This window comes from uncultured Pelagimonas sp. (assembly GCF_947498515.1).
Taxonomy (GTDB): domain Bacteria; phylum Pseudomonadota; class Alphaproteobacteria; order Rhodobacterales; family Rhodobacteraceae; genus Pelagimonas.
Window position 1 is genome coordinate 354,265 of record NZ_CANMKO010000003.1, and the last position, 26,524, is coordinate 380,788.

The 26,524-nt window shown below is 55.3% G+C and carries 28 protein-coding genes and 1 tRNA gene; 12 read left to right on the forward strand and 17 right to left on the reverse strand.

Annotated elements, in window-relative coordinates; genetic code table 11:
- Nucleotides 1-70: 70 nt before the first annotated feature.
- From Q1A43_RS08080 to Q1A43_RS08095, 4 genes are read left to right on the forward strand one after another with little or no spacing between them, the layout of a single operon-like run.
- On the forward strand, nt 71-424 hold the full coding sequence (locus tag Q1A43_RS08080) for a metal-dependent hydrolase (RefSeq protein ID WP_299934035.1): 354 nt from the start codon (nt 71-73) through the stop codon (nt 422-424).
- Nucleotides 421-762, forward strand: a complete 342-nt coding sequence (locus tag Q1A43_RS08085; protein WP_299934037.1) for a Lin0512 family protein — start codon at nt 421-423, stop codon at nt 760-762. Before Q1A43_RS08080 ends, Q1A43_RS08085 begins: the two co-directional genes overlap by 4 nt.
- On the forward strand, nt 763-1,110 hold the full coding sequence (locus Q1A43_RS08090; protein WP_299934039.1) for a Lin0512 family protein: 348 nt from the start codon (nt 763-765) through the stop codon (nt 1,108-1,110).
- Complete coding sequence (locus tag Q1A43_RS08095; protein WP_299934041.1) at nt 1,107-2,555, forward strand: cobyric acid synthase; 1,449 nt, start codon at nt 1,107-1,109, stop codon at nt 2,553-2,555. Before Q1A43_RS08090 ends, Q1A43_RS08095 begins: the two co-directional genes overlap by 4 nt.
- On the opposite strand, the gene bluB is transcribed toward Q1A43_RS08095, so the two are convergent.
- The 5 genes from bluB to Q1A43_RS08120 all read right to left on the reverse strand — a co-directional run bounded on the left by bluB (nt 2,552) and on the right by Q1A43_RS08120 (nt 6,502).
- Nucleotides 2,552-3,175 (reverse strand): 5,6-dimethylbenzimidazole synthase, encoded by a 624-nt coding sequence (bluB, locus tag Q1A43_RS08100; protein ID WP_299934043.1) that lies wholly within the window; start codon nt 3,173-3,175, stop codon nt 2,552-2,554. The genes Q1A43_RS08095 and bluB overlap by 4 nt on opposite strands.
- Nucleotides 3,172-4,137 (reverse strand): threonine-phosphate decarboxylase CobD, encoded by a 966-nt coding sequence (gene cobD / locus Q1A43_RS08105; RefSeq protein WP_299934045.1) that lies wholly within the window; start codon nt 4,135-4,137, stop codon nt 3,172-3,174. Before cobD ends, bluB begins: the two co-directional genes overlap by 4 nt.
- A gap of 12 nt (nt 4,138-4,149) precedes the next feature.
- Entirely contained in the window at nt 4,150-5,085 is a 936-nt protein-coding gene (gene cbiB, locus Q1A43_RS08110; RefSeq protein ID WP_299934047.1) for an adenosylcobinamide-phosphate synthase CbiB, read from the reverse strand.
- The gene (locus Q1A43_RS08115; RefSeq protein ID WP_299934049.1) at nt 5,085-5,684 is read right to left on the reverse strand and encodes a hypothetical protein; all 600 of its coding nucleotides are present in this window, start codon (nt 5,682-5,684) and stop codon (nt 5,085-5,087) included. Before Q1A43_RS08115 ends, cbiB begins: the two co-directional genes overlap by 1 nt.
- A 203-nt stretch (nt 5,685-5,887) precedes the next feature.
- Entirely contained in the window at nt 5,888-6,502 is a 615-nt protein-coding gene (locus tag Q1A43_RS08120; RefSeq protein ID WP_299934051.1) for a histidine phosphatase family protein, read from the reverse strand.
- Nucleotides 6,503-6,508: 6 nt separating this feature from the next.
- Between Q1A43_RS08120 and cobU the strand changes: the two genes are divergently transcribed.
- Genes cobU through Q1A43_RS08135 form a run of 3 tightly spaced genes read left to right on the forward strand, consistent with a single transcriptional unit; the run spans nt 6,509 to nt 8,794 of the window.
- Nucleotides 6,509-7,045, forward strand: coding sequence for a bifunctional adenosylcobinamide kinase/adenosylcobinamide-phosphate guanylyltransferase (gene cobU / locus Q1A43_RS08125; RefSeq protein WP_299922158.1), 537 nt, complete (start codon nt 6,509-6,511; stop codon nt 7,043-7,045).
- Entirely contained in the window at nt 7,029-8,045 is a 1,017-nt protein-coding gene (gene cobT, locus Q1A43_RS08130) for a nicotinate-nucleotide--dimethylbenzimidazole phosphoribosyltransferase (RefSeq protein ID WP_299934053.1), read from the forward strand. Before cobU ends, cobT begins: the two co-directional genes overlap by 17 nt.
- Nucleotides 8,042-8,794, forward strand: a complete 753-nt coding sequence (locus tag Q1A43_RS08135) for an adenosylcobinamide-GDP ribazoletransferase (protein ID WP_299934055.1) — start codon at nt 8,042-8,044, stop codon at nt 8,792-8,794. The genes cobT and Q1A43_RS08135 overlap by 4 nt, the downstream gene beginning before the upstream one ends.
- Nucleotides 8,795-8,962: 168 nt before the next feature.
- On the opposite strand, the gene Q1A43_RS08140 is transcribed toward Q1A43_RS08135, so the two are convergent.
- The 3 genes from Q1A43_RS08140 to Q1A43_RS08150 form a co-directional block, all read right to left on the reverse strand.
- The gene (locus Q1A43_RS08140; RefSeq protein WP_299934058.1) at nt 8,963-11,755 is read right to left on the reverse strand and encodes a bifunctional aconitate hydratase 2/2-methylisocitrate dehydratase; all 2,793 of its coding nucleotides are present in this window, start codon (nt 11,753-11,755) and stop codon (nt 8,963-8,965) included.
- Nucleotides 11,756-12,087: 332 nt separating this feature from the next.
- Nucleotides 12,088-12,164 (reverse strand) — tRNA-Ile (locus Q1A43_RS08145).
- Nucleotides 12,165-12,199: 35 nt separating this feature from the next.
- On the reverse strand, nt 12,200-13,033 hold the full coding sequence (locus Q1A43_RS08150) for a hypothetical protein (RefSeq protein WP_299934060.1): 834 nt from the start codon (nt 13,031-13,033) through the stop codon (nt 12,200-12,202).
- Nucleotides 13,034-13,647: 614 nt separating this feature from the next.
- On the opposite strand from Q1A43_RS08150, the gene purM reads away from it, so the two are divergent.
- The 3 genes from purM to rnd all read left to right on the forward strand — a co-directional run bounded on the left by purM (nt 13,648) and on the right by rnd (nt 16,538).
- Nucleotides 13,648-14,694, forward strand: coding sequence for a phosphoribosylformylglycinamidine cyclo-ligase (gene purM, locus Q1A43_RS08155; protein WP_299934061.1), 1,047 nt, complete (start codon nt 13,648-13,650; stop codon nt 14,692-14,694).
- A complete protein-coding gene (purN, locus tag Q1A43_RS08160; protein WP_299934063.1) occupies nt 14,691-15,281 on the forward strand; it encodes a phosphoribosylglycinamide formyltransferase in 591 nt (196 codons plus the stop codon). Before purM ends, purN begins: the two co-directional genes overlap by 4 nt.
- 99 nt (nt 15,282-15,380) lie before the next feature.
- Complete coding sequence (gene rnd / locus Q1A43_RS08165) at nt 15,381-16,538, forward strand: ribonuclease D (RefSeq protein ID WP_299934065.1); 1,158 nt, start codon at nt 15,381-15,383, stop codon at nt 16,536-16,538.
- A gap of 15 nt (nt 16,539-16,553) precedes the next feature.
- Here rnd and Q1A43_RS08170 read toward each other — a convergent pair whose 3' ends face one another.
- Entirely contained in the window at nt 16,554-17,060 is a 507-nt protein-coding gene (locus Q1A43_RS08170) for a hypothetical protein (RefSeq protein ID WP_299934067.1), read from the reverse strand.
- Nucleotides 17,061-17,182: 122 nt separating this feature from the next.
- Between Q1A43_RS08170 and Q1A43_RS08175 the strand changes: the two genes are divergently transcribed.
- A complete protein-coding gene (locus Q1A43_RS08175; RefSeq protein WP_299934069.1) occupies nt 17,183-17,593 on the forward strand; it encodes a SufE family protein in 411 nt (136 codons plus the stop codon).
- 60 nt (nt 17,594-17,653) lie between these two features.
- Here Q1A43_RS08175 and trpE read toward each other — a convergent pair whose 3' ends face one another.
- From trpE to fabI, 8 genes are all read right to left on the reverse strand, one after another.
- Nucleotides 17,654-19,168: an anthranilate synthase component I gene (gene trpE, locus Q1A43_RS08180; protein ID WP_299934070.1), complete on the reverse strand. Its 1,515-nt coding sequence runs from the start codon at nt 19,166-19,168 to the stop codon at nt 17,654-17,656.
- A 14-nt stretch (nt 19,169-19,182) separates the two neighbouring features.
- A complete protein-coding gene (locus Q1A43_RS08185; RefSeq protein ID WP_299934072.1) occupies nt 19,183-21,033 on the reverse strand; it encodes a peptidylprolyl isomerase in 1,851 nt (616 codons plus the stop codon).
- 43 nt (nt 21,034-21,076) lie between these two features.
- Nucleotides 21,077-22,273: an aminotransferase gene (locus Q1A43_RS08190; protein ID WP_299934074.1), complete on the reverse strand. Its 1,197-nt coding sequence runs from the start codon at nt 22,271-22,273 to the stop codon at nt 21,077-21,079.
- A gap of 53 nt (nt 22,274-22,326) precedes the next feature.
- Nucleotides 22,327-22,833, reverse strand: coding sequence for a xanthine phosphoribosyltransferase (gene gpt / locus Q1A43_RS08195; RefSeq protein WP_299922186.1), 507 nt, complete (start codon nt 22,831-22,833; stop codon nt 22,327-22,329).
- A gap of 10 nt (nt 22,834-22,843) precedes the next feature.
- Nucleotides 22,844-23,455, reverse strand: coding sequence for a LysE family transporter (locus tag Q1A43_RS08200; RefSeq protein ID WP_299934076.1), 612 nt, complete (start codon nt 23,453-23,455; stop codon nt 22,844-22,846).
- Nucleotide 23,456: 1 nt separating this feature from the next.
- On the reverse strand, nt 23,457-24,059 hold the full coding sequence (locus Q1A43_RS08205; protein ID WP_299934078.1) for a LysE family transporter: 603 nt from the start codon (nt 24,057-24,059) through the stop codon (nt 23,457-23,459).
- Nucleotides 24,060-24,145: 86 nt separating this feature from the next.
- Nucleotides 24,146-24,874: a murein L,D-transpeptidase family protein gene (locus tag Q1A43_RS08210; protein WP_299934080.1), complete on the reverse strand. Its 729-nt coding sequence runs from the start codon at nt 24,872-24,874 to the stop codon at nt 24,146-24,148.
- Between the two features lie 17 nt (nt 24,875-24,891).
- Nucleotides 24,892-25,698 (reverse strand): enoyl-ACP reductase FabI, encoded by an 807-nt coding sequence (fabI, locus tag Q1A43_RS08215; RefSeq protein WP_299922194.1) that lies wholly within the window; start codon nt 25,696-25,698, stop codon nt 24,892-24,894.
- Nucleotides 25,699-25,830: 132 nt separating this feature from the next.
- On the opposite strand from fabI, the gene pdxH reads away from it, so the two are divergent.
- Complete coding sequence (gene pdxH, locus Q1A43_RS08220) at nt 25,831-26,436, forward strand: pyridoxamine 5'-phosphate oxidase (protein ID WP_299934082.1); 606 nt, start codon at nt 25,831-25,833, stop codon at nt 26,434-26,436.
- Nucleotides 26,437-26,524: the final 88 nt, after the last annotated feature.

Below are 26,524 nucleotides of genomic sequence, written 5' to 3' on the forward strand. Positions count from 1 at the left end.
ACAGGGGCTTGGTTGTTCAAAGCCGCTTTTCCTCGGAGTTTTGGTTGGGAGCTTTGCACCTGATTTGGACATGTTGTGGTTCCATTTTGTTGATCATGGCAGTGTACATCACCACACGTACATCACCCACCGGCCGATCGTTTGGCTGACGGTGTTGCTGGCTGGTCTTGTGTTGCGCCGTCATTTTGTCATCGGCGTTGGGTTGGGGGGCGTCTTGCATATGATGCTGGACACAATCGCAGGAGCGATCGCATGGGGCTGGCCGTTTTTTCAACACTCCCTGTCGCTTGTGACGGTGCCAGCAACCCATGATCATTGGGTATTGTCCTTTATGGCGCATTGGACGTTTCAAGTCGAAATCACGATTTGTGCCATCGCCGCATTTGTATTCTGGCGCAGCTCCTTAAAAGGGAAAAAGACATGAAGAAAAAAATGCTGACGGAGTTTGGTTTGGGCACATCTTTGCGCCGCCAAGATTACACCGAGGCGTCGGTCCGGGCCGTCAAGAACGCGCTGTGGCACAACTCGATCAATTTGGCCGAGCTTTTTGGCCGCCCCAAAGGGGACATGTTGATTGACGTCGAAGTTGGGGTCGCCAATCCAAGTGCTGTTGATGTGAGCCAAATAGAGGCCGTGTTTCCCTATGGCCAGCCCACGGTTCATGTTGTTCAGGGTGGTTTGGATATTCCACGCAACGATGGTGGCAACCCAACCGTCATGGCCAACGTTGCGATTTCTGTTAGCTTTGAGATGGAGGGTTAAATGCAACGTTTCATCATCGAAATGGGCACCGGAAATGACCAATACGGGCAAGATTATACCAAGGCCGCGGCCCGCGCGATCGAAGATGCTATCCGGCATTCTTCTATCCCCATGTTTGACACCTTGGGTGTTGATCACGCGAAGATGATCGTGCAAGTCACTGTTGGCGTTCAAAAACCTGACTCGGTGGATTGTAAGAGTCTGGCCGATAACCTGCCGCGTGGCAGTGCCACAGTCAAAGCTGTTCTAGGTGGGTTGGACGTGACAAACCCGGATAGTGGCAACACAGTTGTTGTTGCTTCGGCGGCGGTTGAGGCGTTTTTAGATCCGAAAGATGTTGCCGTATGAGCAAGGCCCTGATGATCCAGGGGGCCGGTTCCAATGTGGGGAAATCCATGTTGGTCGCGGGGCTGTGTCGGGCCGCCCGACGACGTGGTCTATCAGTTGCGCCGTTCAAACCCCAAAACATGTCCAATAATGCGGCTGTGACGATGGATGGTGGAGAAATTGGCCGAGCGCAAGCCTTGCAAGCTCTGGCCTGTGGGCTTGAACCACACACAGACATGAACCCGGTTTTGCTAAAGCCCGAAACGGATGTCGGTGCTCAGGTGGTGGTTCAAGGAAAGCGCCTAACCACCTGTAAAGCTAGAGAATACTCAAAGCTTAAGCCAACTTTATTGGCCGCGGTTTTGGAAAGCTTCAATAGGCTAAAGTCCAAGTATGACCTTGTGCTCGTTGAAGGGGCTGGTAGCCCGGCCGAGGTCAATTTACGCGCCGGCGACATTGCCAATATGGGCTTTGCTCAGGCCGCAAATGTGCCGGTCATCCTTGCCGGCGACATTGATCGGGGTGGTGTGATTGCGCAGATTGTTGGCACAAAAACCGTTTTGGATGCCGAAGACGCCGATCAAATAAAAGGCTTTTTGATCAATAAGTTTCGTGGTGATCCTAGCCTATTTGACGATGGGTACTCCATGATCGAGACCACCAGCGAATGGCCGGGTTTCGGTGTGCTTCCGTTTTTCAATGATGCCTATAAACTACCCGCCGAAGACGCCTTGGACCTTCCGAAACGCGCGAAGGGCGAAGGCCTCCGGGTTGTGTGTCTGCGTCTGTCGCGGATCGCTAATTTTGATGATCTCGATCCACTGGCGCAAGAACCCGGAGTCGATCTGACAATGCTCTCTCCGGGTGAAGCCATTCCGGGGGATACCGATTTGGTTATCATTCCAGGAAGCAAATCCACACGCGGTGACCTTTCGTTTATTCGCAAACAAGGTTGGGACATTGACCTTGCGGCCCATGTTAGGCGCGGTGGCAAGGTTTTGGGGATTTGTGGCGGTTATCAAATGCTTGGGGCCCGAATTTCCGACCCGCAGGGGATTGAAGGGCTTCCGGGAAGCGACAAAGGCCTTGGCCTTTTGGATACTGAAACCGAAATGACACCTCGCAAACAACTCACTCAGGTGACGGCCGAACATGTTGCGTCGGGTGCCATGGTTGAAGGGTACGAAATTCATATCGGACGAAGCCATGGTCCTGATTGTGGTTCGCCTTTTGCGACAATCCGCGGTGCACCCGAGGGAGCAATGTCACCCAACGGCAAAGTCATTGGCACCTATCTACATGGGTTGTTTCGCTCCGACAGCTTTCGGACGGCATTTTTGCAAACACTTGGCGTTCAAGCTGGCGCGACAAGCTATAGCCAAACCGTGGAGCAAACGTTGGATGCGTTAGCTGACCATATGGAACAACATCTGGATGTTGACGGGCTTTTGGCGGCGGCGCGCTAGACTTCGGCCCAAACGGTATCAGTGTTTTTTTGCCAACCGACCTTATGCAACAACGGTGTGTCATCTAAAAAACTTGGGTGCCCAATGCATAAATAGGCGCTGAAGCGCCAGTTGTCTGGCGCGTCAAAAATCGCCTCAATTTTCTTGGGATCAAGAATTGAAACCATCCCGACCCCCAAATTGTGACTGCGTGCCATAAGCCAAAGGCTGAAAATCGCCATGGCCGTCGATTGCTCCAATGTCTGCGGCATAGAACGGCGACCCAATCCGCGGCCTTCGTTGGGCGCGGTATCTGTAAACACGGCCAGTTGCACCGGTGCGATGTCCAAACCCGCCAATTTTAGTTTGCGGTATTCAGCTTTGGCCTCATCGTCATACTGAGTTTCAGCTACGGCATTGCAGCGTTGAAACTCTGATCGTACCTGACTGCGTTTTTCGGGTGAGGTGACCGACAAGACCCGCCAAGGACGGGCATTTCCAACCGATGGGGCCAGTTCCATCGCGGATTGCAGTTCTTGCAATGCATCTTGGGAAACTGCGTCTGGACGGAAGTGCCGAGTGTCTCGCCGCCATGTCAGTAAGTCGCGCAGGGTTTGGCTATGTGCCGTTTCAAATTTCATGACATGGCCTCGCGCAAGCGGGTCCATTCCTGCACGGTTCCGGGCAATCCAAGTCGGATAAGGCCATGGGACCATGGGAAAATGCGACTCCATATGTGGTTTTGAGCCAGTTTTGACTGAGCGTCTTGCGCATTTGGGGTGTCATAAAGCCGGAATAGTTCCGTCCCACCGATAACGGTCCAACCCGCGGCGGTTGCCATTCTATCGATTTGCGAAACTTCTTGGCGCAATCGCGCAACGGTATCTTGCGCCCATGTGTCATCGAGCAACGCCTTTCGGCCAATTTCGATCGCAACACCGGAGACGGGCCAGGGGCCGGACATGGCAGATAAGGTGGCAATGCTGTCGGCAGATCCAAGAACAAAGCCAAGCCGTAGGCCGGCCAGGCCATAGAACTTGCCGAAACTGCGCAGCACGAACAGATTGTCGACCCCAGTCATAAACGGCACAACACTAAGGTCAGGGCGCGCATCGGCAAAGCTTTCGTCGACAACCAAATGGCCCACCTTTTGCGCCAGATCGACTAGTCTTTGCGGGGACGTTTCACGCCCATCTGGGTTGTTTGGGTTGACCAAAATGGCCAGATCAGCCCCAACCAAACCATCAACTGTGTCAACCTCTTCAACGGTCCAGCCAGCACCAAGCAAACACGCCGCGTGTTCATTATAAGTTGGGCTCAACACACGTGCATGTCCGATCTGAAACAGGCGCGGTATCAATTGTATAGCGGCCTGCGCCCCAGCGACGGGTAGGATGTTTGTCTCACAGCGATAGGTTCGTTTGGCTGCGTCAACGAGGCTGGCAAGGGCGGCTTGGGTTGGAAGCGCTTGCCACGCATCAGGAGACAATGCCGGTATAGGGTAGGGAACGCGGTTGATCCCAGTAGACAAATCGATCCAGTCTTCTGGCGCGCCTCCAAACAAGGATCGCGCCCCATCAATATTGCCGCCATGATCGCGCATTGGCTATCCTCCCTAAACCAAGGCCCATAGAGCAAGCCCCAAGGCCAATGCAAGCAACGCAATGGTAAAAAGCCGCAATCCATGCCCCAAATCCTGCGAACTTGGGTCGGGGCAGGTGCCATTGACGAACGGTTCCTCGCTTTTTGTCGTGCCATACACTCGGGGCCCCGAAAGCCGAACGCCCAAAGCTCCGGCAAGGGCCGCTTCGGGCCAACCTGCATTGGGCGACCTGTGATGACGGGCATCACGCCTGATACAGCGTAACGCCGCACGCGTTTTGGTCGAGGTCAGGGCAAACAAAAGCCCGGTTAAGCGCGATGGCAAGAAATTCACGACGTCATCAAGGCGCGCTGCAAATTTCCCAAAAAATTCATACCGATCGTTGTGGTGGCCAATCATCGAATCCAAGGTGTTGATGGCTTTGTAGGCGGCAATGCCGGGCAATCCGAACAAGGCACCCCAGAACACCGGCGCGACAATGCCGTCAGAACAGTTTTCAGCGAGGCTCTCCAAGGCGGCGCGGGCGATTCCGGGTTCGTCCAAATGCGATGGGTCACGCCCAACGATCATGGACACGGCAAACCGTGCCTTTGGCAAATCGCCCAAGGTGAGCGGCCGGGCGACGTCTTGGACATGGGTAAACATGGAGCGGGCGGCAATCAACGGCCAAGCTAAGACGCCTGTTAGGACTGTTCCAACCCAGGTTTCGGGCAGCCAAACGGTTAGAAGAAACGTTGCAAGAAGTGTTGCGGCTAGAGTGACGATGCTTGTCAGACTGCCAAGTGCAAAGCGCTTGAATTTCGATCCGTCATTCCATTGGCTTTCCAAAACGGTAATCAATGCCCCGATCCAAGTGACAGGATGACCAATGCGTTTGAACAACCATGTTGGCCAGCCAATCAAAGCGTCCAACCCAAGGGCGATAACCATGGCAAAAGCAAAGCTCATCAAAGGCCTCCGGCCTTAAAGTGTACGAGCGAAGAGAACCCTGCCTGAATCAATCTTGCCCTTGCTTTGGGGGGAACTGATCGGGGCGCAAAAACAAACCCGCGCGCGGCTCCTGTATGGGCGACAACAACGCCTAGGGCATTGATGTCATTGGCAATCTGAAGCGTTGGATCGTGTGGCTCTCCGCGTAGTGCCAAGTTCCGTTTGGCGGACAATGTCGACAGTTTTGCGATTGCTTCTAAGTTTTTGGCCTTGGCCGCAACTGGCCACTCTTCGACAAGATCGGATATATCCGCGAAGTTCTGATCCTTTGGGTTAGTTCGGCAACGCTGGCCGTAAAACCCGCCCAATACTTCGAACTGAGGAAGGGCAGGGAGGTGGTGTAGGATCTCTGCCTGTCGAGAAGACCAAAGCAATTGTTCCGGGCGGGGCAACATTAACGGGTCTGTGGCCCCTTCGATGGCCAAACATGCTTGGGCAAGGTCGATATCTGATAAATCCGAGCCTGACAGTCGAGACAATGCAACCAGACTGGCGGTAGACGCACCGGCCCCGCCACCCGGTGGCATTTGGCTTTGGAGTACAAAGCGCTGGATCAATGGTGCACCTATCCGGTTTAAAAAACGCCGAGCAGTCGTAAGCGGCAGAACCCGTTGGGGGCTGTAAACTGAAAGCGTAGGTGAATGAAAAGCCCAAGCATTCAGCGTGAGTTTAGGGCAGGGCAGTGAGACAAGCGCCACAGGCCCATCCGGCCCGAGTCGCCCCTGCAGCAGCTCACCAAAATGTCCGGCGACAGAGGTCTTTATGTGCATCGATTGACCTCATTGATGCTGTAAACGCCTTCAGACAGGCGCGTTAGTCGGGTCACAGACAGGTTGGCGATGTCAAACCGCAAGGCGGTGGGCACGCCGCCCAAGGCAACGGACAAGGCCGCTCGGATGGTTCCTGCATGGGCCATGACTAATGTGCGCCCCGGTTTGGCAAAATTCAAAACCGGCCGAACCCGCGCGCAAAGATCGTCAAAGCTTTCGCCATTTTCAGGAGCAAAAGCCGCCAACTCAGCGCCGTCCAACTTTCCCAGATCAGGCAATTCCGCATATGGCAAACCTTCCCAGGCACCAAAATCCTGTTCCCAAAGAGCATCGACGAGTCTTGGATTTACACCCGGAAACAATGCACTCAAAGTTTGAACACAGCGCAACGCTGGGCTGCAATACACGTGGTCGAAACGTGGCAATCTGGCGTGGCAAGCGGCAAAAGCCGCGGCGTTTGAACAATCTGCCTCAACGTCGCGGCGCCCATACATGCGCCCATCACCAATGACGGGGGCATGGCGGATGAAAAAGAGTTCTGTCGCTGCGTCCATCTGCACGGTCGTTATTCCTCTTTCGCTTGCGGCCTGTTTCTGCTTTCTCATGTCGCCATGAGCAAGTCGATACTGGTAACGGGCGGGGCCCGATCAGGAAAAAGCGTCATTGCCGAGCGTGTAACCGAACGTTTGGCGGTGAAATTGCAAGCCGGGCCGATCTATATCGCCACGGCGCAGGCGTTTGATTCTGAAATGGAAGCAAGAATTAAAACCCATCAGGACCGCCGGGGCCCCGAGTGGCGGACCGTTGGCGAGCCGTTGGATTTGGTGCGGGCGCTGGGTGACACAGACGGTCAAGGGCCGCGTTTGGTCGACTGTTTGACCCTTTGGGTGTCGAATCTGATGCACCATGACCAAAACTGTGCACAAAAGGCCGACGCTTTGGCAGAGATCATACGATCGCAAAAGGCCCCGGTTGTTTTGGTCACAAACGAAGTTGGGGCGGGAATCGTTCCGGAAAATGCATTGGCGCGTAAGTTTCGAGATGAAGCTGGCCGCGTCAATCAGATCATTGCAGAGGCCTGCGACGAGCTGTATCTCGCCGTGGCTGGCTATCCCATGAAGGTGAAACCGAATGACATCGAAATTTGAACTGAGCTCGTTGGACGCCCTGAAAACCCAACTGGCGGATTTGCCACAGGTTGATAATGCGGCTTCTGAGGCGGCGCGCACCCGTCAGGACAGTTTGACCAAACCGCCCGGAGCTTTGGGTCGCCTAGAAGAGCTGGCGATTTTCATGGCCGGTTGGCAGCGAGCCGAGAAACCAGTGATTGACCGGGCACAAGCCTTGGTTTTCGCAGGAAATCACGGGGTTTGCGCCCAAGGGGTCAACCCGTTTCCGCAAGAAGTCACCGTTCAAATGGTGGCGAATTTCAAAGCGGGCGGCGCAGCCATCAATCAGCTTTGTCGCGCGAATGGGGCCGATTTGTCGGTCATCGCGCTTGAGTTGGATCGCCCGACCGAAGATTTCACAACAACCGCCGCCATGGTTGAATCCGACACGCTAAAAGCGTTTAATACCGGCGCGGAAGCAGTTGATAAAACCTCGAAAATCTTGATTTTGGGCGAGATGGGTATCGGGAACTCAACAGTCGCGGCGGCTTTGGCAAATGCGGTTTTCGGCGGGGAGGCGATTGACTGGGTTGGTCGCGGTACTGGTTCAGATGATGAGGGTGTCGCCCGCAAGGTTTCGGCGGTTGAACGTGGAGTCGAGCTTCATAAAACCGCGCAAGGGCTGCAAATTCTCTCGTCTTTGGGGGGGCGCGAACAAGCTGCCATTTGCGGTGCGATTGTCGCCGCCCGCGCTGCGCGTATTCCTGTAATACTTGATGGGTATATCTGCACCGCTGCGGCTGCACCTTTGTATGCTGTCTCCCCAAATTTGCTGGATCATTGCCTCGTAGGGCACCGCAGCGTCGAACCGGGGCATCAGAAGTTGTTGGCCGCAATGGATAAAGAACCCGTTCTGGATTTTGATATGCGTTTGGGCGAAGGGTCTGGTGCCGCCTTGGCCTTGGGAATCTTGCGCAGCGCGCTTGAATGTCACAACGGCATGGCGACCTTTGCAGAGGCCGGAGTTTCGGGCGGATGAGTTTTTTATCCCGCCGGATCAAAGAATTACGTCTGGCGGGAATGCTGTTGAGCCGCTTGCCAATGGGCGCGCTGAAGGATCCAGTTCCAACGCTTCCTGACGCCAGATGGGCCTATCCTATGGTCGGGTTGGCCCTTGGCGTTTTAATGAGTCTCGTCGCTTATCTCGGGATGCTTTTGGGATTTTCCAATGGCATCATGGTCCTTTTGGTTGTGGCTTTTGGGGTGTTGCTAACCGGGGGTCTACACGAAGACGGCATGGCAGATTTGGCAGACGGGTTTGGCGGCGGGCAAACCAAGGCACGGCGTCTAGAAATCATGCGTGACAGTCGGATCGGCTCTTACGGTGTTTTGGCTTTGGGTCTGACATTGGCCCTCAAGGCGCAGGCGATGTTTGCGGTTTTCGCATCGGGGGCCGTGGTGTGGCCCCTGTTGGCCATCGCGGTCAGCAGCCGGTTTTTCATGCTTGCCGTTCAGGAGTATCTACCACCGGCGCGTGCGGACGGCATGGGTTTCAACGCCTCGGAAACCGGTGGTTGGCGGATTTGGGTTGGTTTGTTGGTGATGATTTTGTCGGTCATCCCATTGGGATCGGCTGCAATTGCGGTGCTATTTGCGATGGCACTGGCGTCGCTTGCCTTGGGATTTCAAGCCAAACGTCTCATCGGCGGCCAAACCGGTGATGTGTTGGGGGCCGTACAATTGGCCGCAGAATGCGCTGGATGGTTGGCTCTATCGCTTTATGTCTGAGCTTTGAAATAGGAATAAGCCCTAACCACCGGAGTTGCGGAGCGACGTCCACAAGAAAAGAGCCGCATGGGACAACCATGCGGCTTTTTCATTTTCTGCCCTCAATCGCCTTGAGCAATCGAGATCTACCGGACCTAACAGTCAGGTCCGATAGATTTGCGATTTGACTTAGAAATGCGCCGAACGCGTGCCAGCAGGCTTTTGAACCGGCGGAGCAAACTTGGTCAGGTCGATACCTTCAACGGCGGTTTTGTATTCCTCAATTGTTGGCGTGCGGCCAAGGATTGCCGAGAGCACAACAACCGGAGTCGATCCAAGCAGGGATTCACCTTTCTTCTCAGGTGCATCCGCAACGACGCGGCCTTGGAAGAGGCGGGTCGATGTGGCCAGAACGGTGTCGCCTTTGGCGGCTTTTTCCTGGTTACCCATGCAGAGGTTACAGCCGGGACGTTCGAGATAGAGAATGTTCTCATACTCGGTCCGCGCCGCGGTTTTAGGGGCCGCGTCATCAAATTCAAAGCCCGAATACTTCTGCAGAACTTCCCAATCGCCTTCGGCCTTCAACTCATCAATGATGTTGTAGGTCGGCGCGGTCACAACAAGCGGTGCCTTGAACTCAACACTGCCATTGGCGTTCTCAAGGTTGCGCAGCATCTGTGCCACGATCTTGATGTCGCCCTTGTGGACCATGCAGGAGCCAACAAAACCCAGATCCACTTTTTTCTCGGCTTTGTAGTACGAGATTGGGCGGATCGTGTCGTGGGTATAGCGCTTGGACACGTCGATGTTGTTGACGTCCGGGTCGGCGATCATTGGTTCGTTGATCAGGTCCAGATCAACAACAACCTCAGCGAAATACTTGGCGTTGTCATCTGGGCGCAGCGCAGGCTTTTCACCGGATTTGATTTCGGCGATCCGCGCATCGGCCTTGGCGATCAGCGAAGCCAACATGCCGTTGTCATGCTCCATGCCTTTGTCGATCATGATTTGGATGCGCGATTTGGCCAGCTCAAGCGAGCCGATCAGCGTATCATCATCCGAGATACAGACCGATGCTTTGGCCTTCATTTCGGCTGTCCAGTCGGTGAAGGTAAAGGCTTGGTCCGCCAAAAGCGTGCCGATATGTACCTCGATCACGCGACCTTGGAAGACGTTGTCACCATGTTGCTGCAACATCTGGGCCTGAGTGGCGTGAACCACGTCACGGAAATCCATGTGATCGGCCATCTTACCCTTGAAGGTCACTTTGACCGATTCAGGGATTGGCATCGAGGATTCGCCGGTTGCCAGAGCCAAAGCCACGGTGCCCGAGTCGGCCCCAAAGGCCACGCCTTTGGACATACGAGTGTGGCTGTCGCCGCCGATGATCACATCCCAATCGCTGACGGTGATGTCATTCAGAACCTTGTGAATAACGTCAGTCATTGCGTGGTAAGACCCTTTGGGGTCACGACCGGTGACCAGACCAAAGTCATTCATGAACTTCATCAGGCGAGGGGTGTTGGCCTGGGCCTTGAGGTCCCAAACCGATGCCGTGTGACAGCCTGACTGATAGGCGCCATCAACGCTTGGCGAAACGACGGTTGCGGCCATCGCTTCGAGTTCTTGCATGGTCATAAGACCGGTGGTGTCCTGCGAACCAACGATGTTGACCGCAACACGGACGTCCGACCCGGCATGCAGGGTTTTGCCCGGCGTTGCGCCACGCGCGTTGGCGTTAAAGATCTTTTCAACCGCGGTTAGGCCTTGGCCCTCATGGCTGATCTCTTTGGACTGAGCGAATACCAGAGGCGCTTCGACACCAAGGGTCTCAGCGGCAAATGTTTGAAGCTTTTTCCCAAAGACGATGGCGTAGGAGCCGCCGGCCTTCATGAATTCCATCTTCTGCGGCGAGAAGGAGCCTGCCATATCAACAAGCTCATCGCTACCATCAGCAGAGTAGAGCTTTTTGTCTTTGGTGTTGATGGTCAGAACAGTACCGGTTTCAACCGAATATTTCTGCTCAAGGATCGGGTTGCCATCGTTGTTCAGGATCGGCTTGCCGTCTTCATCAACCTTTTTCACCCAGTTTTTCAGATCGACACCGATCCCGCCGGTCACGCCAACGGTGGTGAGGAAGATTGGCGAAATGCCATTGGTGCCCGCGATGATCGGCGCATAGTTCACGAAGGGAACATAAGGGGAGGCTTGTTTGCCGGTCCAGAGGGCGACGTTGTTCACGCCAGACATCCGCGACGAGCCAACGCCCATGGTGCCTTTTTCAGCGATCAGCATGACGCGCGCTTCGGGGTGCTTGACCTTAAGCGCTTCAATTTCTTTCTGCGCCTCCTCAGAGATCATGCATTTGCCGTGCAATTCACGGTCGGCACGCGAGTGTGCTTGGTTGCCCGGTGAAAGAAGGTCCGTCGAAATATCGCCTTCGGCGGCGATATAGGTGACAACTTTGATTTCTTCGTCGATGTCAGGGAGCTTGGTAAAGAACTCAGCCTGAACGTAGCTTTCCAGCAGCTCTTTGGCGATGGCATTGCCCGCCTCATAGGCTGTCTTCAAACGCTCGGTATCGGCTTCGTAGAGGTAAACTTGCGTTTTCAAAACCTCGGCAGCTTGCTTTGCAATGTCTGCGTTGTCGCCAAGCGCCAGATCGAGCAATACGTCGATCGATGGGCCGCCCTTCATGTGCGACAGCAATTCAAAGGCAAAGGTTGGGGTAATTTCCGCAACAACCGCGTCGCCTAGAATGATCTCTTTCAAGAACGCCGCTTTGACGCCAGCGGCGCTGGTTGTGCCGGGCAGGGTGTTATAAATGAAGAAGTTCAGGGACTCGTCGCGATGCTCATTGCCAGAGTCTTTGATTTGCGAGATGAGTTCGCCAACAAGCGCGCCATCATCGATGGGCTTGGGGTGCAACCCTTGCTCTTTACGTGTGGCAATCTCAGTCAGGTAGTCGGTGTACAAGCTCATGATGAATCCAACAGTTTGGTGTTTGGTTTAGGTCAAGCATCCGCTCTTCGGCACCTCTGCCTCGTTGATGCTCAAATTCATTGTATGCCGAAGTATACCAAGTTGCCCCGAGTTACAAGATGCCAGCCCGCGACATAGGCCCGCGCCCAAGAAATAAGCTATTTCTAGCCGAGATACTGGACTGCTTCGATCAATCTGAGACAGTCGATACTTGACGAGTCGTGTTAAAGAAAGGGGCGAAATACCGCATTTTGTAACAGGACGGCGATGGCCATCAAAGACAGCACCGTTTGCCGGAGCTATCGTCTTGTTGTTATATGGCTATGAAAATCTGGTAGGCCCGGAGGGACTTGAACCCCCAACCAAGGCGTTATGAGCACCCTGCTCTAACCAATTGAGCTACAGGCCCACCGTGTGACCTAATTATCAAAGCGACCTGTGGGGTCAAGCGCTATAGCTCAGAAATATCCTATAGATTGCAAAGAGCACCGCAATAAGGACTGGTATCCATATCAACCCGGCACGAAATACGCCCCAAAACTGACCCATAATAAGGTTGTGCGCGATGTCATTGCGCAGCGCGTCGTCGATCGCAATGGGCGTTTGATCTGGCGTCGGGGCGGGCAGGTTGCGCATCATCGCCACCGCTTGCCGCGTGCCGTTGGATTTTTGAACGGCCCAAAGGGTCAGCGCCCAAACAACATGCACCAGAGTTGGGATCAAGGTGGTGAAACACATGGCCCGAAGGGCAAAGCCTTCGCTGGGGGTGCTCTTGGCCGCCGCCCAATAGGCGCGCCAATCTAGCGGCACCGTATCGGGGGATAGCCCTTGCCAAATGTCAAGGAAACCCGCCAACCCAAGGAGTAAACGCCCAAGGCAGGCCAAGCCACACAGCAGGTCAAGACCCATATGGATATTCACCCCCCAATGTCCGGGGCGGTTTTGCAGCATATGCCGTAAAAACCGCCGCGTGATCGCGAGTGACAGAAAATCGGCAAAGGCGTTGATGATCGGGAGTGCGACGAAGAAAAAAATGAAGAGGGTCGCCTCAAAATCTCCGGCACTGGCAACGAGACCGGCAACGGCACTGACAACGACAAAGATACCGGCACTGGCACGGCCAACGGGACCGACAACGACAACGGCAACGGCACCGGCACCGGAAACGGCAAAGGCAACGGCACCGAAAACGGCAACGACAACGGCAACGAGAATTAGAGTGTCTCCCCCCCCAGAGCCACGGCTTCGCCAGAAAGCCGTGGCTCTGGGGGGGAGCATCCTTATTTTTGATGAATAGTCCGGCTATGCCCCAATGTATTTTCGCAGTATTTTTATACATCATCCCGAAAACGACGATGGCGGCAAATAAAACAGCGCCGCGCCACAGCCGTTGATGCCAAACGGGGATATCGCGAAACAGCTCTAACCCACCCGGAGATCCGCTGTTGAACAACAGCCAAGCGAAAAAAGCCGCGACGAGCGGATAGACAAAAGCCAGCGAAATACAGCGGTTCAAGGCATGCCATGACAAGCTCGGCCCGTAAAACCGATCCGCCCAATCGAACAACAGCCGTAGCGACAGGTAATAGCCGTCCGCCTTGTCACAACCATAGCGCTGGATTAGCTTTGCCCGATAGGGCGCGCTGATGATGTCACTGCGCAGATTGTCCTCGCGGCGATGCCACCACGCCTGTACAAGGGCTAGCAACCCCACAGTTCCGACAATGCCACCGATAATGCCCCAAAGCTCAGAGCTCCAAAAATCCGTCATGCAATCATACCAAATCGTGAAAACCCATCTTCACAGCCCTACGGCGAGCGTGAAGGCGCAATGGGCCTTTCCTTTGAAGCCGCTATGGGATAACCGAACCCCGCTGCCGAAGGAGAACACCATGAGCGATGTAAACAAAGGTCTGACCTATGCCCAGGCTGGGGTCGATATTGACGCGGGCAACGCCCTTGTTGAGCGGATCAAACCCGCCGCCAAGCGGACCAATCGCTCGGGTGTGATGAGCGGACTTGGCGGTTTTGGCGCGCTGTTTGACCTCAAGGATGCCGGTTATAGTGACCCGATCCTCGTTGGGGCCACCGATGGGGTTGGCACCAAGTTGCGCATCGCCATTGATACCGGCCATGTGGATGGCGTTGGCATTGATCTGGTCGCCATGTGCGTCAACGATCTGGTTTGTCAGGGGGCCGAACCTCTGTTCTTCCTCGATTATTTCGCCACTGGCAAACTTGATACCGAGACCGCCGCGCGCGTCGTAGAAGGCATCGCCGAAGGCTGTGTGCGTTCTGGTTGCGCGTTGATTGGTGGCGAAACCGCCGAAATGCCCGGCATGTATCCGGCGGGTGATTTCGACCTTGCTGGATTTTCCGTTGGTGCCATGGAACGCGGCACGGCCTTGCCCGCTGGGGTCGCCGAAGGCGACGTTTTGCTTGGCCTTGGGTCAGATGGCGTACATTCCAACGGCTATTCTTTGGTGCGCAAATTGGTCGAGGTGTCTGGCCTTGGCTGGGATGCGGATTGCCCATGGGACGAAGGCACTTTGGGGGCGGCTCTGCTCACTCCAACACGTCTTTATGTGACCCAGTGTTTGGCCGCGATCCGCGCCGGTGGCGTTCATGCGTTGGCCCATATTACCGGTGGTGGTTTGACTGAAAACTTACCGCGAGTATTGCCAGAAGGCATGGGGGCCGACATTGATCTAGGTGCGTGGGAATTACCCGGCGTTTTCAAGTGGATGCAGGCCACAGGTAATATCGAAACCTCGGAAATGCTTAAGACCTTTAACTGCGGCATTGGCATGATCCTTGTTGTGTCGGCGGATCAGGCGGATGCGTTGCAATCGCTTTTGGCGGAGGCGGGTGAAACCGTTGCACGCCTTGGTTCGGTCAACGGGTCTGAAGGCGTTGCCTACACTGGAACCCTTGCATGAAACGGGTTGCGATCCTGATTTCGGGGGGCGGATCAAACATGGTTCGCCTTGTCGAAGACATGATCGGCGATCACCCGGCGCGCCCGGTTTTGGTCTTGGCCAATAACCCTTCGGCGGGTGGCTTGGCCAAGGCTGCGGCCATGGGGATTGCAACCGCGGTTGTGGATCATCGTGACTTTAAGGGTGACAGGGAAGGTTTTGAAAAGGCGTTGATTTCAGCGATCGACCCTTTTGAACCAGACATCCTTGCTCTAGCCGGGTTTATGCGCATTTTGACACCTGTGTTTGTTGGTCATTACGCCGAGCGGATGATCAATATTCACCCGTCGCTTTTGCCCAAATACCGTGGTCTTCATACCCATGCCCGCGCGCTTGAGGCCGGTGATGATGAGGCCGGTTGCACGGTTCACGAGGTCACGGCAGAACTTGATGATGGGCCGATCCTTGGTCAGGCCCGTGTCCCGGTCAAAGCAGGTGATACGCCCGACACATTGTCGGCACGGGTTTTGGTTCAGGAACACAAGCTTTATCCAATGGCGCTGCGTCGGTTTGCATCCGGTGACAAATCGCCGATTTTGCTAGGTTAATTTGTTTGTTTTCGCGGTTTCGGTTGTGTTTTCGCCACGTGCAGGGTTAGCTAGAAGAACCCGAGCCATATTCTAAAGACAACAAAGAAAAGGCTGCGAATGCAGACCATTACCACCACCGAAGATCTCGCCGCCTTTTGCGACCGCGCCAAAGGCAAGCCCTATATCACCGTCGATACGGAGTTCCTGCGCGAGCGGACCTATTACTCCAAACTGTGCCTGATCCAAGTGGCGCTGCCGGGGAATGATCCGGATGATGCGGTGTTGGTTGATCCTTTGGTGGATGGATTGTCGCTTGAGCCGATCTTGGAATTGTTTCGTGACAAGAGCATTGTCAAAGTGTTCCACGCCGCCCGTCAAGATTTAGAGATTTTCTTTATTGATCATGGCGTTATCCCTGATCCTTTGTTCGATACACAAGTTGCGGCCATGGTCTGCGGTTTTGGGGAACAGGTTGGTTATGAGACATTGGTTAAGCGGATCGCCAAGCAACAGCTGGACAAAAGTTCGCGCTTTACCGATTGGTCGCGACGGCCTTTGACCGATGCGCAAAAGACCTATGCGGTGGGAGATGTGACACATCTTCGCCAAATCTACGAATTTCTGGCCCGCAAACTCGAAGAAACGGGTAGGGAGCGTTGGGTTGGTGAAGAGATCACCACCTTGATGGACCCTGAAACCTATATCACCCGGCCTGTTGACGCATGGAAGCGGGTGAAAACCCGCTCCAATTCGGCGCGTTTTTTGGCCACGGTGCGTGCTTTGGCTGAGTTTCGTGAAACGCATGCGCAATCGCGTAACGTGCCGCGCAACCGGGTGTTCAAAGACGATGCTTTGGTTGAGCTGGCCTCGACCAAACCCGCCACCATGCAAGACCTTGGTCGATCGCGGCTGCTTTTGCGTGAGGCGCGCAGGGGTGACATTGCAGACGGTATTTTGGCGGCGATTCAGACCGGGTTGAATTGCCCGGCAGACCAATTGCCTAAGGTCGCCAAGGAACGGGACAAGCTTCAAGTGAACCCGGCTTTGGCCGATTTGCTGCGGGTTTTGCTCAAGGCGAAAACAGAAAACTTTGGTGTGGCGTCGAAATTGATTGCGCCAACGTCTGACCTTGATCTGATTGCCTCGGGAGAGCGGGATGTCGCGGCCATGCGCGGTTGGCGCCGCGAAGTCTTTGGCGAAGACGCGCTGCGTCTGTGCAATGGCGAAATTGCCCTTGCAACCAAGGGTAAACAGGTTGTTGTGATCGAAGTTTAAAAGGGCTCGCGGCGGTTAGCGCCGCGACACTTGAACGTTCCGTGCCGCTTTGACGCGAATTTCGCGGATTCCCGCCAGTTGATTGTCCGTCAACCAAACCGCCGCAGTGACACTTCGCGAAGCCGTTGTTCCAACCGGGCCACGAGTTTGCAGGGCTTTGAACGCATAGGTTAGGGTATCTTCGTCGCTTTCCTCAGGCACCGGAACCAATTTGACGTCAAAGAGGTTTTGGCGATCACCAACACCCGTCGCGCGCACGATGGCGCCGCCTGGACGGCGTTCAATCAACAGATTGGTGACCTCACCAACTTCGCGACCGCGATAGGTTGTGTCTTCTTTGGTCCGAAAGATCGAGGCGCGACGGCTCCGGGGAATCAGAGGGTTCACATCGGCGGAGGCCTCAATAGGCTCAGAGCGGCTGTTGCCAAACCAGTTAAACGGGTTCGCGCGCGAGTCGCGAACAGATCCGCAGCTGGTCAAAACCAGCGCCGAAAGAACGAGAACGGAAAGCGGTTTGTTCATGCTGTTTCTGCCCTATACCTGCCTAACCTTTGAGTTATCGCATATCGCATCGGTTGGAAAGCGCCAAGGGCTGGACCTTTGGTCATGCGCGCCTTAGGTGCATAATAAAAGAGGAGACCGGCATGGCGCAGGCAGCATTCGAAGAGGTGGTCGAGGATTTCGAATTCCTTGACGATTGGGAAGATCGCTATCGGATGGTGATCGAAATGGGCAAGGCGCTTGCCCCGTTGGAAGACGCGCTGAAAGTGCCCGCAACCAAGGTAGACGGCTGTGCCAGTCAGGTTTGGTTACACATCACACCAGCGGACGGGCAGTTTCATTTTCAAGGCGAAAGTGATGCGATGATCGTCCAAGGGCTGATTGCCCTGTTGCACAAGCTTTATGACGGATTGCCTATGGCCGAGGTCAACGGCGTTGATGCCCGGGTAGAATTGGGCCGTTTGGGATTGCATGATCACTTGTCGGCCCAACGCTCAAACGGATTGCGCGCGATGATCGAACGGATTCGTCAAGAAGCGGTCGCTCAGGCCTAAATCCAAATCGACGTTCGAAGCTAAAAACCGATGGGCAAGGGCACATCGGTTTTTGTGTGTTTAGCTATTTCCGTTGCCGGTAAAGCGCGCAGCATCTGCGGCAGCCCGGCGGATGGCGTTCGATTTGTGAACGGTCTCCTGATACTCGGCCTCGGGGTCGCTGTCATAGACAACACCGCCACCGGCTTGAATATAGAGCTTTTGGTCTTTGACGATGGCGGTGCGCAGCGCGATGCACATGTCCATATCGCCACCGGCGCTGAAATAGCCAACACCGCCGCCATAGACGCCGCGTTTTTCCGGCTCAAGCTCATCAATTATTTCCATCGCCCGGACTTTGGGCGCGCCTGAAACCGTACCTGCGGGCATCCCGGCAAAGAAGGCCGATAGCGCGTCTTGGTCCTCGTGCAGCTCACCCACAACGTTTGAAACGATGTGCATGACGTGGCTATAGCGTTCGATAATGAACTCTTCGGTTGGGCGCACCGTGCCGATTTTGGCGACACGGCCGACATCGTTGCGGCCAAGATCAAGCAGCATCAAATGCTCGGCCAGCTCTTTTTTGTCCGCCAACAAGTCGAGTTCCAACGCCTTGTCTTCTTCGGGCGTGGCACCGCGCGGACGGGTGCCGGCGATGGGGCGAATGGTGACTTCGTTGCCAAAGACCCGAACCAAGATTTCCGGTGACGCCCCGATGACCTGAAAGCCGCCAAAGTTGAAATGGAACATGAAGGGCGACGGGTTGGTACGGCGCAGGGACCGATACAAGGCAAAAGGCGGAAGTGGGAAATCCTGTGTCCAACGTTGGGCTGGAACCACCTGAAAAATATCACCGGCTTTGATGTAATCCTTGGCCTTCATCACTGCGGCTTTGTAGCCGTCATGGGTGAAGTTCGACACTGGCGTGCCAAGATCGGCGGCTTCGCCGAGGTCGCGGGCTTGTTGGGGCAGGGCGCGTTCCAAATCACGAACGGCGTCCATCACGCGCTCTGCGGCTTGCGCATAGGCCGCGCGGGCCGACATGCCGTCTTGGACCCATGCGGGCGAGACAACCGTCACTTCGCCCTTGGCTCCGTCCAAAACGGCGACAACAGACGGGCGCAAGAAACAGGCTTCGGGAAGGCCCAAGGGATCGGGGTTTACATTGGGCAGATGTTCGACCTGACGGATCATGTCATAACCCAGATAGCCAAACAGACCAGCCGCCGCTTGCGGAAGATCGTCGGGCAGGTCGATCCGGCTTTCGGCCAAAAGCGCCCGTAGCTCATCCAACGGTGCGCCGGGTTGATCGACAAAACTATCTGGGTCAAAGCGCGCCGCTCGGTTGATCCGAGAGGTTGAGCCGTGGCTTTGCCAAATGAGATCCGGCTTCATGCCGATGATCGAATAGCGCCCGCGGATTTCGCCCCCGGTCACGGATTCAAGCATAAAGCTATCGCGCGCGGCACCCGTCAGCTTGAGCATCAAAGACACCGGCGTATCTAAATCCGCCGCCAGTCGGGTATAGACGACCTGATTGCGCCCCGATTGGTACGCAGTTGAAAAGTCGTCAAAAGATGGGGTGAGCTCGGACATAGCCAGGTCGGACCTTATTGGAAATTGGCGTGAACGGCGTTGATCGCCTGTTGATCAATCGAGACACCGGCACGCTGTTGAATGTCTGCGGACAAGGCGCGGAACAGGTCCTGAGACACGTCAGAAGCAGCTTGGTCGCCAAATAGATTGGCAAGCATCTCTGCACTTTCGTCTTCGGAGTCCGCCTCTAGGATGTCGTCTAGGCGTAGAACGACTGCGCCATCCGTTCCCGGAACGGCGCGCACGTCACCCGGCTCCATGTCGAAAACGGCGTCCAAAACACCCGGCGCAAGTTCAGCACCAAAGGCATTGCGGGTAAGACCTTCTTCGGTGTTGGGGGTTAGGGAGAGCGCTTCAAAGGTTTTGCCTTCGGACAACTCTGTTGCCTTAAGCTCAGCTTGTTCAACAAGCGCTTTGGTGCGCGCGTCGTTTTCAAAAGCAGTCGCGACATTGTCACGAACATCTTCAAATGGCAGCGGGGCTGGCTCCATGATTTCTTCTAGACGCATGGCAAAGATGCCGCCATCGCCCAACTGTGCAACAGTCGGGTAGTCTTCCGCTGTGGCTTGGGCTGCGGCTTCGCGGAACCCGTCATAGGCGGCAATTTCGCCGTCGCCATCGTTGCCTGTCCAACCGATTTTACCCAGCTGCAAATCAGAAGTGTCCGCGAGTTCTTCGAGCGTGGCTCCAGCGGCCAGATCATCATCAAACCCTTGTGCCTGACCTTCGATCACCCGACGGGCCCGATCAAGGGCAAGGGCATCACGCAAGTCTGGCATTGCGTCCTCGAAACTTGTGGATTGCTCTGGCAGGACGGCATTGACGCGGAACAAAGCCGGACCAAGGTCGCTATCCGCCGGACCGACGACGGTCCCCACATCTGCGGCAAAAACAGTATCAGCCGCGGCTCCCAAATCACCTTGGGTCACGTCACCCATGTCTGTGTCCGACAGGGTCAGATCCCGTTCTGCGACCAGATCCTCAAACGTCACCTCGCCGGAAGACACGCGATCAAGCGCGGCTTGGGCGGTAGCGGCGTCGCCGTATACCAAACGTTCAACCAAACGGCGTTCGGGCATGTTGAATTCGGCTTCGCGCTCTGCATAGGCGGCGCGCAAGCTGTCTTCGTCGACCTCAACCGTATCAAGGATCATCTCGGGCGTGAGCCAGACATAAGTAATCAGCTTGGTTTCAGGACGGGTATATTGCGACAGGTTCTCTTCGTACCAAGCAGTGAGCTGTTCTTCGGTAGGAACTGGCAAGCCGGTGGTCAGATTCTCGGGGCCGTAAGCAGCCCAGGTAAAGGCACGGCGTTCCCCGGCAAAACCAATCAAGGTGTCAACATAAGTGTCAGGCAGTTTTATTCCGGCCAACACCGAGCCCTGCAAAATGGTGCTGGCGCTGTCGGCGCGCAGGCCTTCTTCGAATTCGCGTTCGCTTAGCCCGGCATTGTTTAGCGCGTATTCATAAGCTTGGCGGCTGAATTGGCCGTCCGCGCCTTGAAAGGCCTGCGTATTCACGATTTCCTCGGCAAGACGATCGTCGCCGACCGAAATGCCAATCTTGGTGGCTTCGTCTTCGAGGGCGGCATTCACCACCATCTGGGCGAGGACCTGAGACGTCACGCCTTGTTCCTGAGCCTGTTGAAAGGTCAGCGGCTGGCCGTTCTGCGCTTCGATAGCGGCAATTTGGTTTCGTAGGGCACGGTAGTATTCTTGAACCCCAATTTCAGCGTCACCAACAGAGCCAATGTTGCTCACATTCCCCGAGAAATTGGTGGCGCCAAAGCCGCCCAATCCCACAAAAAGTAGTGCCATAAGGCCATAGACAAAAATCTTGCCAATGCTCGTTTTTTTCTCGGCCATTATGTCCTCCGAAGGAATGGTTTTCGCCTGTCTGCCGCCTTGTCTACGACGCGGGTCTGGCCCCTGCAAGGGGCCAGTCGAGGCTGGCAAGGCGTTGGGTTACTTTCTTGATGTCCGATGGGGTCACATTTGCGAAAGCAATGCGAAAGGCGCGGTCGGCTGATGTGTCGCCTTCGGGCATGAACATCGACGCAGGCAAGAGTAAAACCCCAGCCTCGCGGACAAGTTTTGGCGCAAGATCTTGGGCGCGCCCGGCAAAGGGGTGCGTGACCCACGCGAAATAGGCCCCAACTCCGTGAAGCTGCCAGCCCTTGTCGGCCAGAACAGGAAAACTGTCTTCGACGGCTGCGCGGCGGGTCAAGAGGTCGGCACGTTGGTCCGCCAACCAAGGGCCAAGGTTGCGAAGCCCCCATTCCGCCGCGATCTGTCCCAAAGTTGGGGCGCAAATTGTGATGGTGTCGAGGTATTTTTCGACTTCGGACAAAGTTTCGGCGTTGGCGATAATCGCCCCGGTGCGATGGCCGGTCATCCGGAAGCTTTTGGAAAAGCTATAGAGTTGAATTAGCGTGTGGTCCCAATCCGTGGTCTTCAACAGGGCATGGACCGGGTCGGCTTGGCTGTGAAAATCGCGGTAGGTTTCATCGATGATCAGTTTCAACCCATGCTCGCGCGCAAGATCAAAAAATCCGTGCAACAGGGCAGGTGGGTATTCAACGCCGGTCGGGTTGTTGGGCGAAATGAGCAAAATCGCCTTGGTGTTTGGGGTGATCAAACTCCGGGCTTGATCGACATCCGGCAAAAGACCGGCCCCGACGGCAATCGGGCGGGCCACTACACCAGTCATATCCATGCACATTTTGTGGTTAAAGTACCACGGCACCGGTAAAATCACCTCATCTCCGGCGCTGCAAAGCGCGGCAATACAAGCGGCAAAAGCCTGATTACATCCGGCGGTGATGGCGATTTGATTTGGAGCGACTTTGGCATCGTAAAACCCCGACCAGGTTGCGGCCAGGGTTTCTCGCAAAGAAGACAGCCCCAAGACCGGCCCATACAAATGGGTAGCCGGGGATTTGAGCGCTTCGGCCATCACATCCTGCAACACCTGAGGCGGCGGGTCGGCAGGTACGGCTTGGCTCAGGTCAATCAAGGGGCGATCAGCCGGAAAATCTACACCATCAAGCCACTTGCGCGCGGCAGGAATAGGTGGCGCAAAGGTGGTTTGCGTCCAGCTGGTCATATCGAATTCTCCCCCGGGAAAAGGCGCAAACTTAAGGGTTTGCGCCGCTGTCTCTAGTCGTCTTTGCCTGTGTAGGGCTTGACGTATTGTAGCGCCATATCCCACGGGAAGAAGATCCAAGTGTCTTGGCTCACTTCGGTGATGTAGGAATTCACTTGCGGCTTGCCCATGGGCTTTGCGTAGATGGTTGCAACATGCGCGTTTGGCATATGCTCGCGCACAACCTCAAGCGTTTTGCCGGTGTCGACCAGATCATCAATGATCAAAACCCCTGTGCCATCGCCAACCAGCTCTTTGTTGGGGGCTTTGATAACCTGTGGCTCGGACTGGCTTTGGTGCTGATAGCTTTTGACGCTGATGGTATCGACCAAACGGATATCTAGTTCGCGCGCGATGATCATTGCCGGGGCCATACCCCCACGGGTGATCGCAACAATGGCTTTCCAGCCTTCGCCATTTGGGCTTTGATCCTGAAGTCGCCATGCCAAGGCACGGGCGTCACGGTGCAATTGGTCCCAGCTGACATGGAAGCCTTTTTCATGGGGCAAACGGTCGGTCATCGGTGTCTCCTTAGGTCAGGGCTATTTTTAGCCCGAACACAGCAATCAGCGCGCCAAAGACCCGGTCAGTCCAGGCTTTCATACGGGCGTAAAGCGCGCGGGGTTTGGGTAGGGAAAAAATACGGGCCACGCTGAGATACCATAGGGTTTCATTCACCCCAATCATGGCAACCAGCAAAACACGCGACAAAACAGAGGCGTCGGTGGGCAAAAGGCCAATAAAAATCGCGCCAAAAAACACGGCCGGTTTGGGATTGGTGGCAAAGGCCAAGAACCCCATACGCATAGCGGATAAAGGTCGGCGTGGTGCGGTGGTGTCGATCTCGGGCATGGGGGTTTTGGCATGTCGAAACATCATGATCGCGATGTAGACAAGAAAAAGGCCGCCAATAATCTTGAGGCCCAAAAACAACGCCGGGACCAGTTCGAACAACAAGGCCAACCCAGCCATTGCCCCCGCGGCCCACAACATCGCTCCGATTCCAAATCCGATCGAGAGCATGGCCGCAGTGCCGAACCCTTCGGAGGCGGCGGTGCGCAGGCACAATACGAATGTCGGCCCCGGGCTCATCGCGGCCAAGAGGTGGATTAAGACAACCGAGAAAAAGACGCCCAATTCCATATTAGCGCCCAATCAAGAGTTTGAGGCCCAATAACCCCAGGATCGCACCGGCCACCCGGTCAAAACTCGATTTGAGACGCAGGTAACCGGCACGGGCCGGTGGAGTCGACAGCAATGCGGCAAAGGCCCCGTAGGCGATCAATTCGATTACAAGGTGATTGCCGACGATCAACGCCTTTTCAGCAAGGCTAAGTCCAGCAGGAAAGATCACAACCAAGACTGACGCCGCAAACAGCACCGATTTTGGGTTGGCCAAATTGACAAATAACCCACCTAAAAATGCCTTTTTGCCCGGCGTCGCCGTGTCGTTGAGCGGTTTGGCGGCGTCGCGCCACAAGCAAACGGCAACCCAGATCAGATAGAGCGCCCCGACGGTTTTTATTGCGACAAATGCCCAAGGAAACAGGGTGAAAACAGCTTCGAGGCCCAAAAGCGCGGCGGACGTCCAACAGGCGGCCATGATCGCCAATCCCGCCCCCGTCGCCATGCCAACCCAAAATCCGCCGGAAATAGCCTGACGCAATGCAAACAATAGGGCCGGGCCGGGCGCAGCAAGCGCAGCCAGCAAGGTCAGGTTAAAGGCAAGCAGGTGGGTCCAATCCATGGGATGTGTCCTTTGTTCGGGCTGTTCTAGGACAACAACCAAGCCCCAGCAAATCGAAAACACCGCAAAACGCGTCGGTGGGCAAGTCAATTCACCGCGTAACGCCCGTCAATGACCTCAACAGTCGGGATTTGCCGGGTGGTTTCGAACTGTTCATAGATCGTAGAAAGCTGTTCCCAAAATCCGAACCAAGGCGAATGGGCCGCCTGTGCCATACGCTCTGGTGTCATTCGAAACGGAAAGGCGTGGACGGGCACCGCATGTTGCCCGCCGCTCAACGCCGCCTCGACCAACACATAGATTTCTTCAATCATCGGATCGGTCATGGCATAACATCCGACCGACACACAGTTGCCATGCACCATCAAAAAGCTACCCGTTCGATCATGGGATCGGTCGAACCGATTGGGAAAACCAAGGTTGAAGGACAAATGAAAGCTTGAGTTTGGGTTCAACGCATCACGGGTGACATTATAGATGCCTTCGGGGGATTGTCGGTCGCCCTCACGTAATTTCGGGCCAAGATCACCAGAGAAATTGCAAATCGGATAGGTTTTGAACAGGCTGAATTGGCTGTCGTCTTCAATCCAGACTTCAAGCTCGGCCTCTTCTTTGAAAATCCGAATGAACACCGGTGCAGAAAAGCTGAGATCACTATGAGCAAGCTGTGATGTCAAAATTGGAATCTGGTGGGCACGAATTTCTGAAATATCGGCGCGAAGCCCAAGTTTTTCCGCCACTGGCGGTGGGACCATATGACGTGCCTTGTAGGCGGCAAAGAAAATGCCCGCGCCAAGCGCGAGCATTATTGTCATTAAACCAAGTCGGCGCATCAACCCTTGGTGATATCCGGCGCGTCAACGGCCTTCATGCCAACCACATGGTAGCCCGCATCCACGTGCAGGTTTTCACCGGTGACACCGCTACCCAGATCGGACAGTAGGTAGAGCGCCGATTTACCAACATCGTCGGTCGTCACATTACGACGCAGCGGCGAGTTGTATTCGTTCCACTTCATAATGTAGCGGAAATCGCCAATGCCCGAGGCGGCCAATGTCTTGATCGGACCCGCCGAAATTGCATTGACGCGAATGCCATCTTTGCCAAGGTCTTCGGCAAGGTATTTGACCGAGGCCTCTAGCGCAGCTTTGGCAACACCCATGACATTATAATGCGGCATGACTTGCTCGGCACCATAATAGGTCAGCGTTAGGGCACTTGCGCCCGGTTTCATCATCTTCTCAGCGCGCTGCATGATCGCGGTAAAGCTATAGACCGAGATATCCATCGTCATGGTGAAGTTGCCACGCGTGGTGTCAACATAGCGGCCACGCAATTCGCCCTTGTCGGAAAACCCAATGGCATGCACGACAAAGTCCAGCTCACCCCATTTTTCCTTGAGAACCGCGAAAAGCTCATCCATCGAGGCTTCGTCGCTCACATCACAAGGGATGACGATGTCGCTCCCGAGTTGTTCGGCCAAAGGGCCAACGCGTTTTTTCAGCGCCTCCCCCTGATAGGAAAACGCCAGCTCAGCACCGGCATCGGCGCAGGCCTTGGCGATCCCCCAGGCAATCGACTTGTCATTGGCAAGACCCATGATGAGGCCGCGTTTGCCGGCCATCAAACCATTCGACATTTTGGTACTCCAACCCTGTCCACGTTAGACACGGTCTTTAGGTGAATGCCCGGCACGCTTCAAGCCAATGCTGAAACAGGTTGCACATTCCGATGACCTAAGGGACATCTTGACCCACAAACGGAGGCTGACATGACAGATAGAACCGGGATTTTTGCGGGGGATGACCCATTTGCCCTTGCCCAAAGCTGGCTGGATGAGGCGGTCGATACAGAAATCAATGACCCCAATGCCATGGCCTTGTCGACGGTAGACGCCGAAGGCATGCCCAACTCGCGTATGGTTTTGCTCAAAGATATCGAAGCCGATGCCTTTGTTTTCTACACAAATTACGGAAGCGCCAAGGCGCGAGAATTGGACGGGCAGGGTAAAGCGAGTTTCGTGATCCACTGGAAATCTCTGCGCCGCCAAATTCGTGTGCGTGGTCTAATCGAGCGAGAAGACGGGCCCGCCGCAGACGCCTATTACAAGTCTCGGTCTCTCAAAAGCCGACTTGGCGCTTGGGCGTCGCATCAGTCACAACATTTGGACTCACGCGCGTCTTTGATGGCAGATGTGGCCAAAATTACCGCGACCAAAGGTCCGAATCCGCCGCGACCACCGTTTTGGGGCGGTTATAGGATTCGCCCGTTTGAGATCGAGTTTTGGGCAGATGGGGCGTTCAGATTGCATGACCGCTTTCGCTGGACACGGCCAGATTGTACCACCCAATGGTCAGTCTACCGGTTGCATCCCTAAAATAGGATATGTTCTGGTTCAAACGGATAGGTTTGGACGAAATGTCCAAGTTTGACTGTGCCCCTGACACAAAATAGAGCAATTTGTA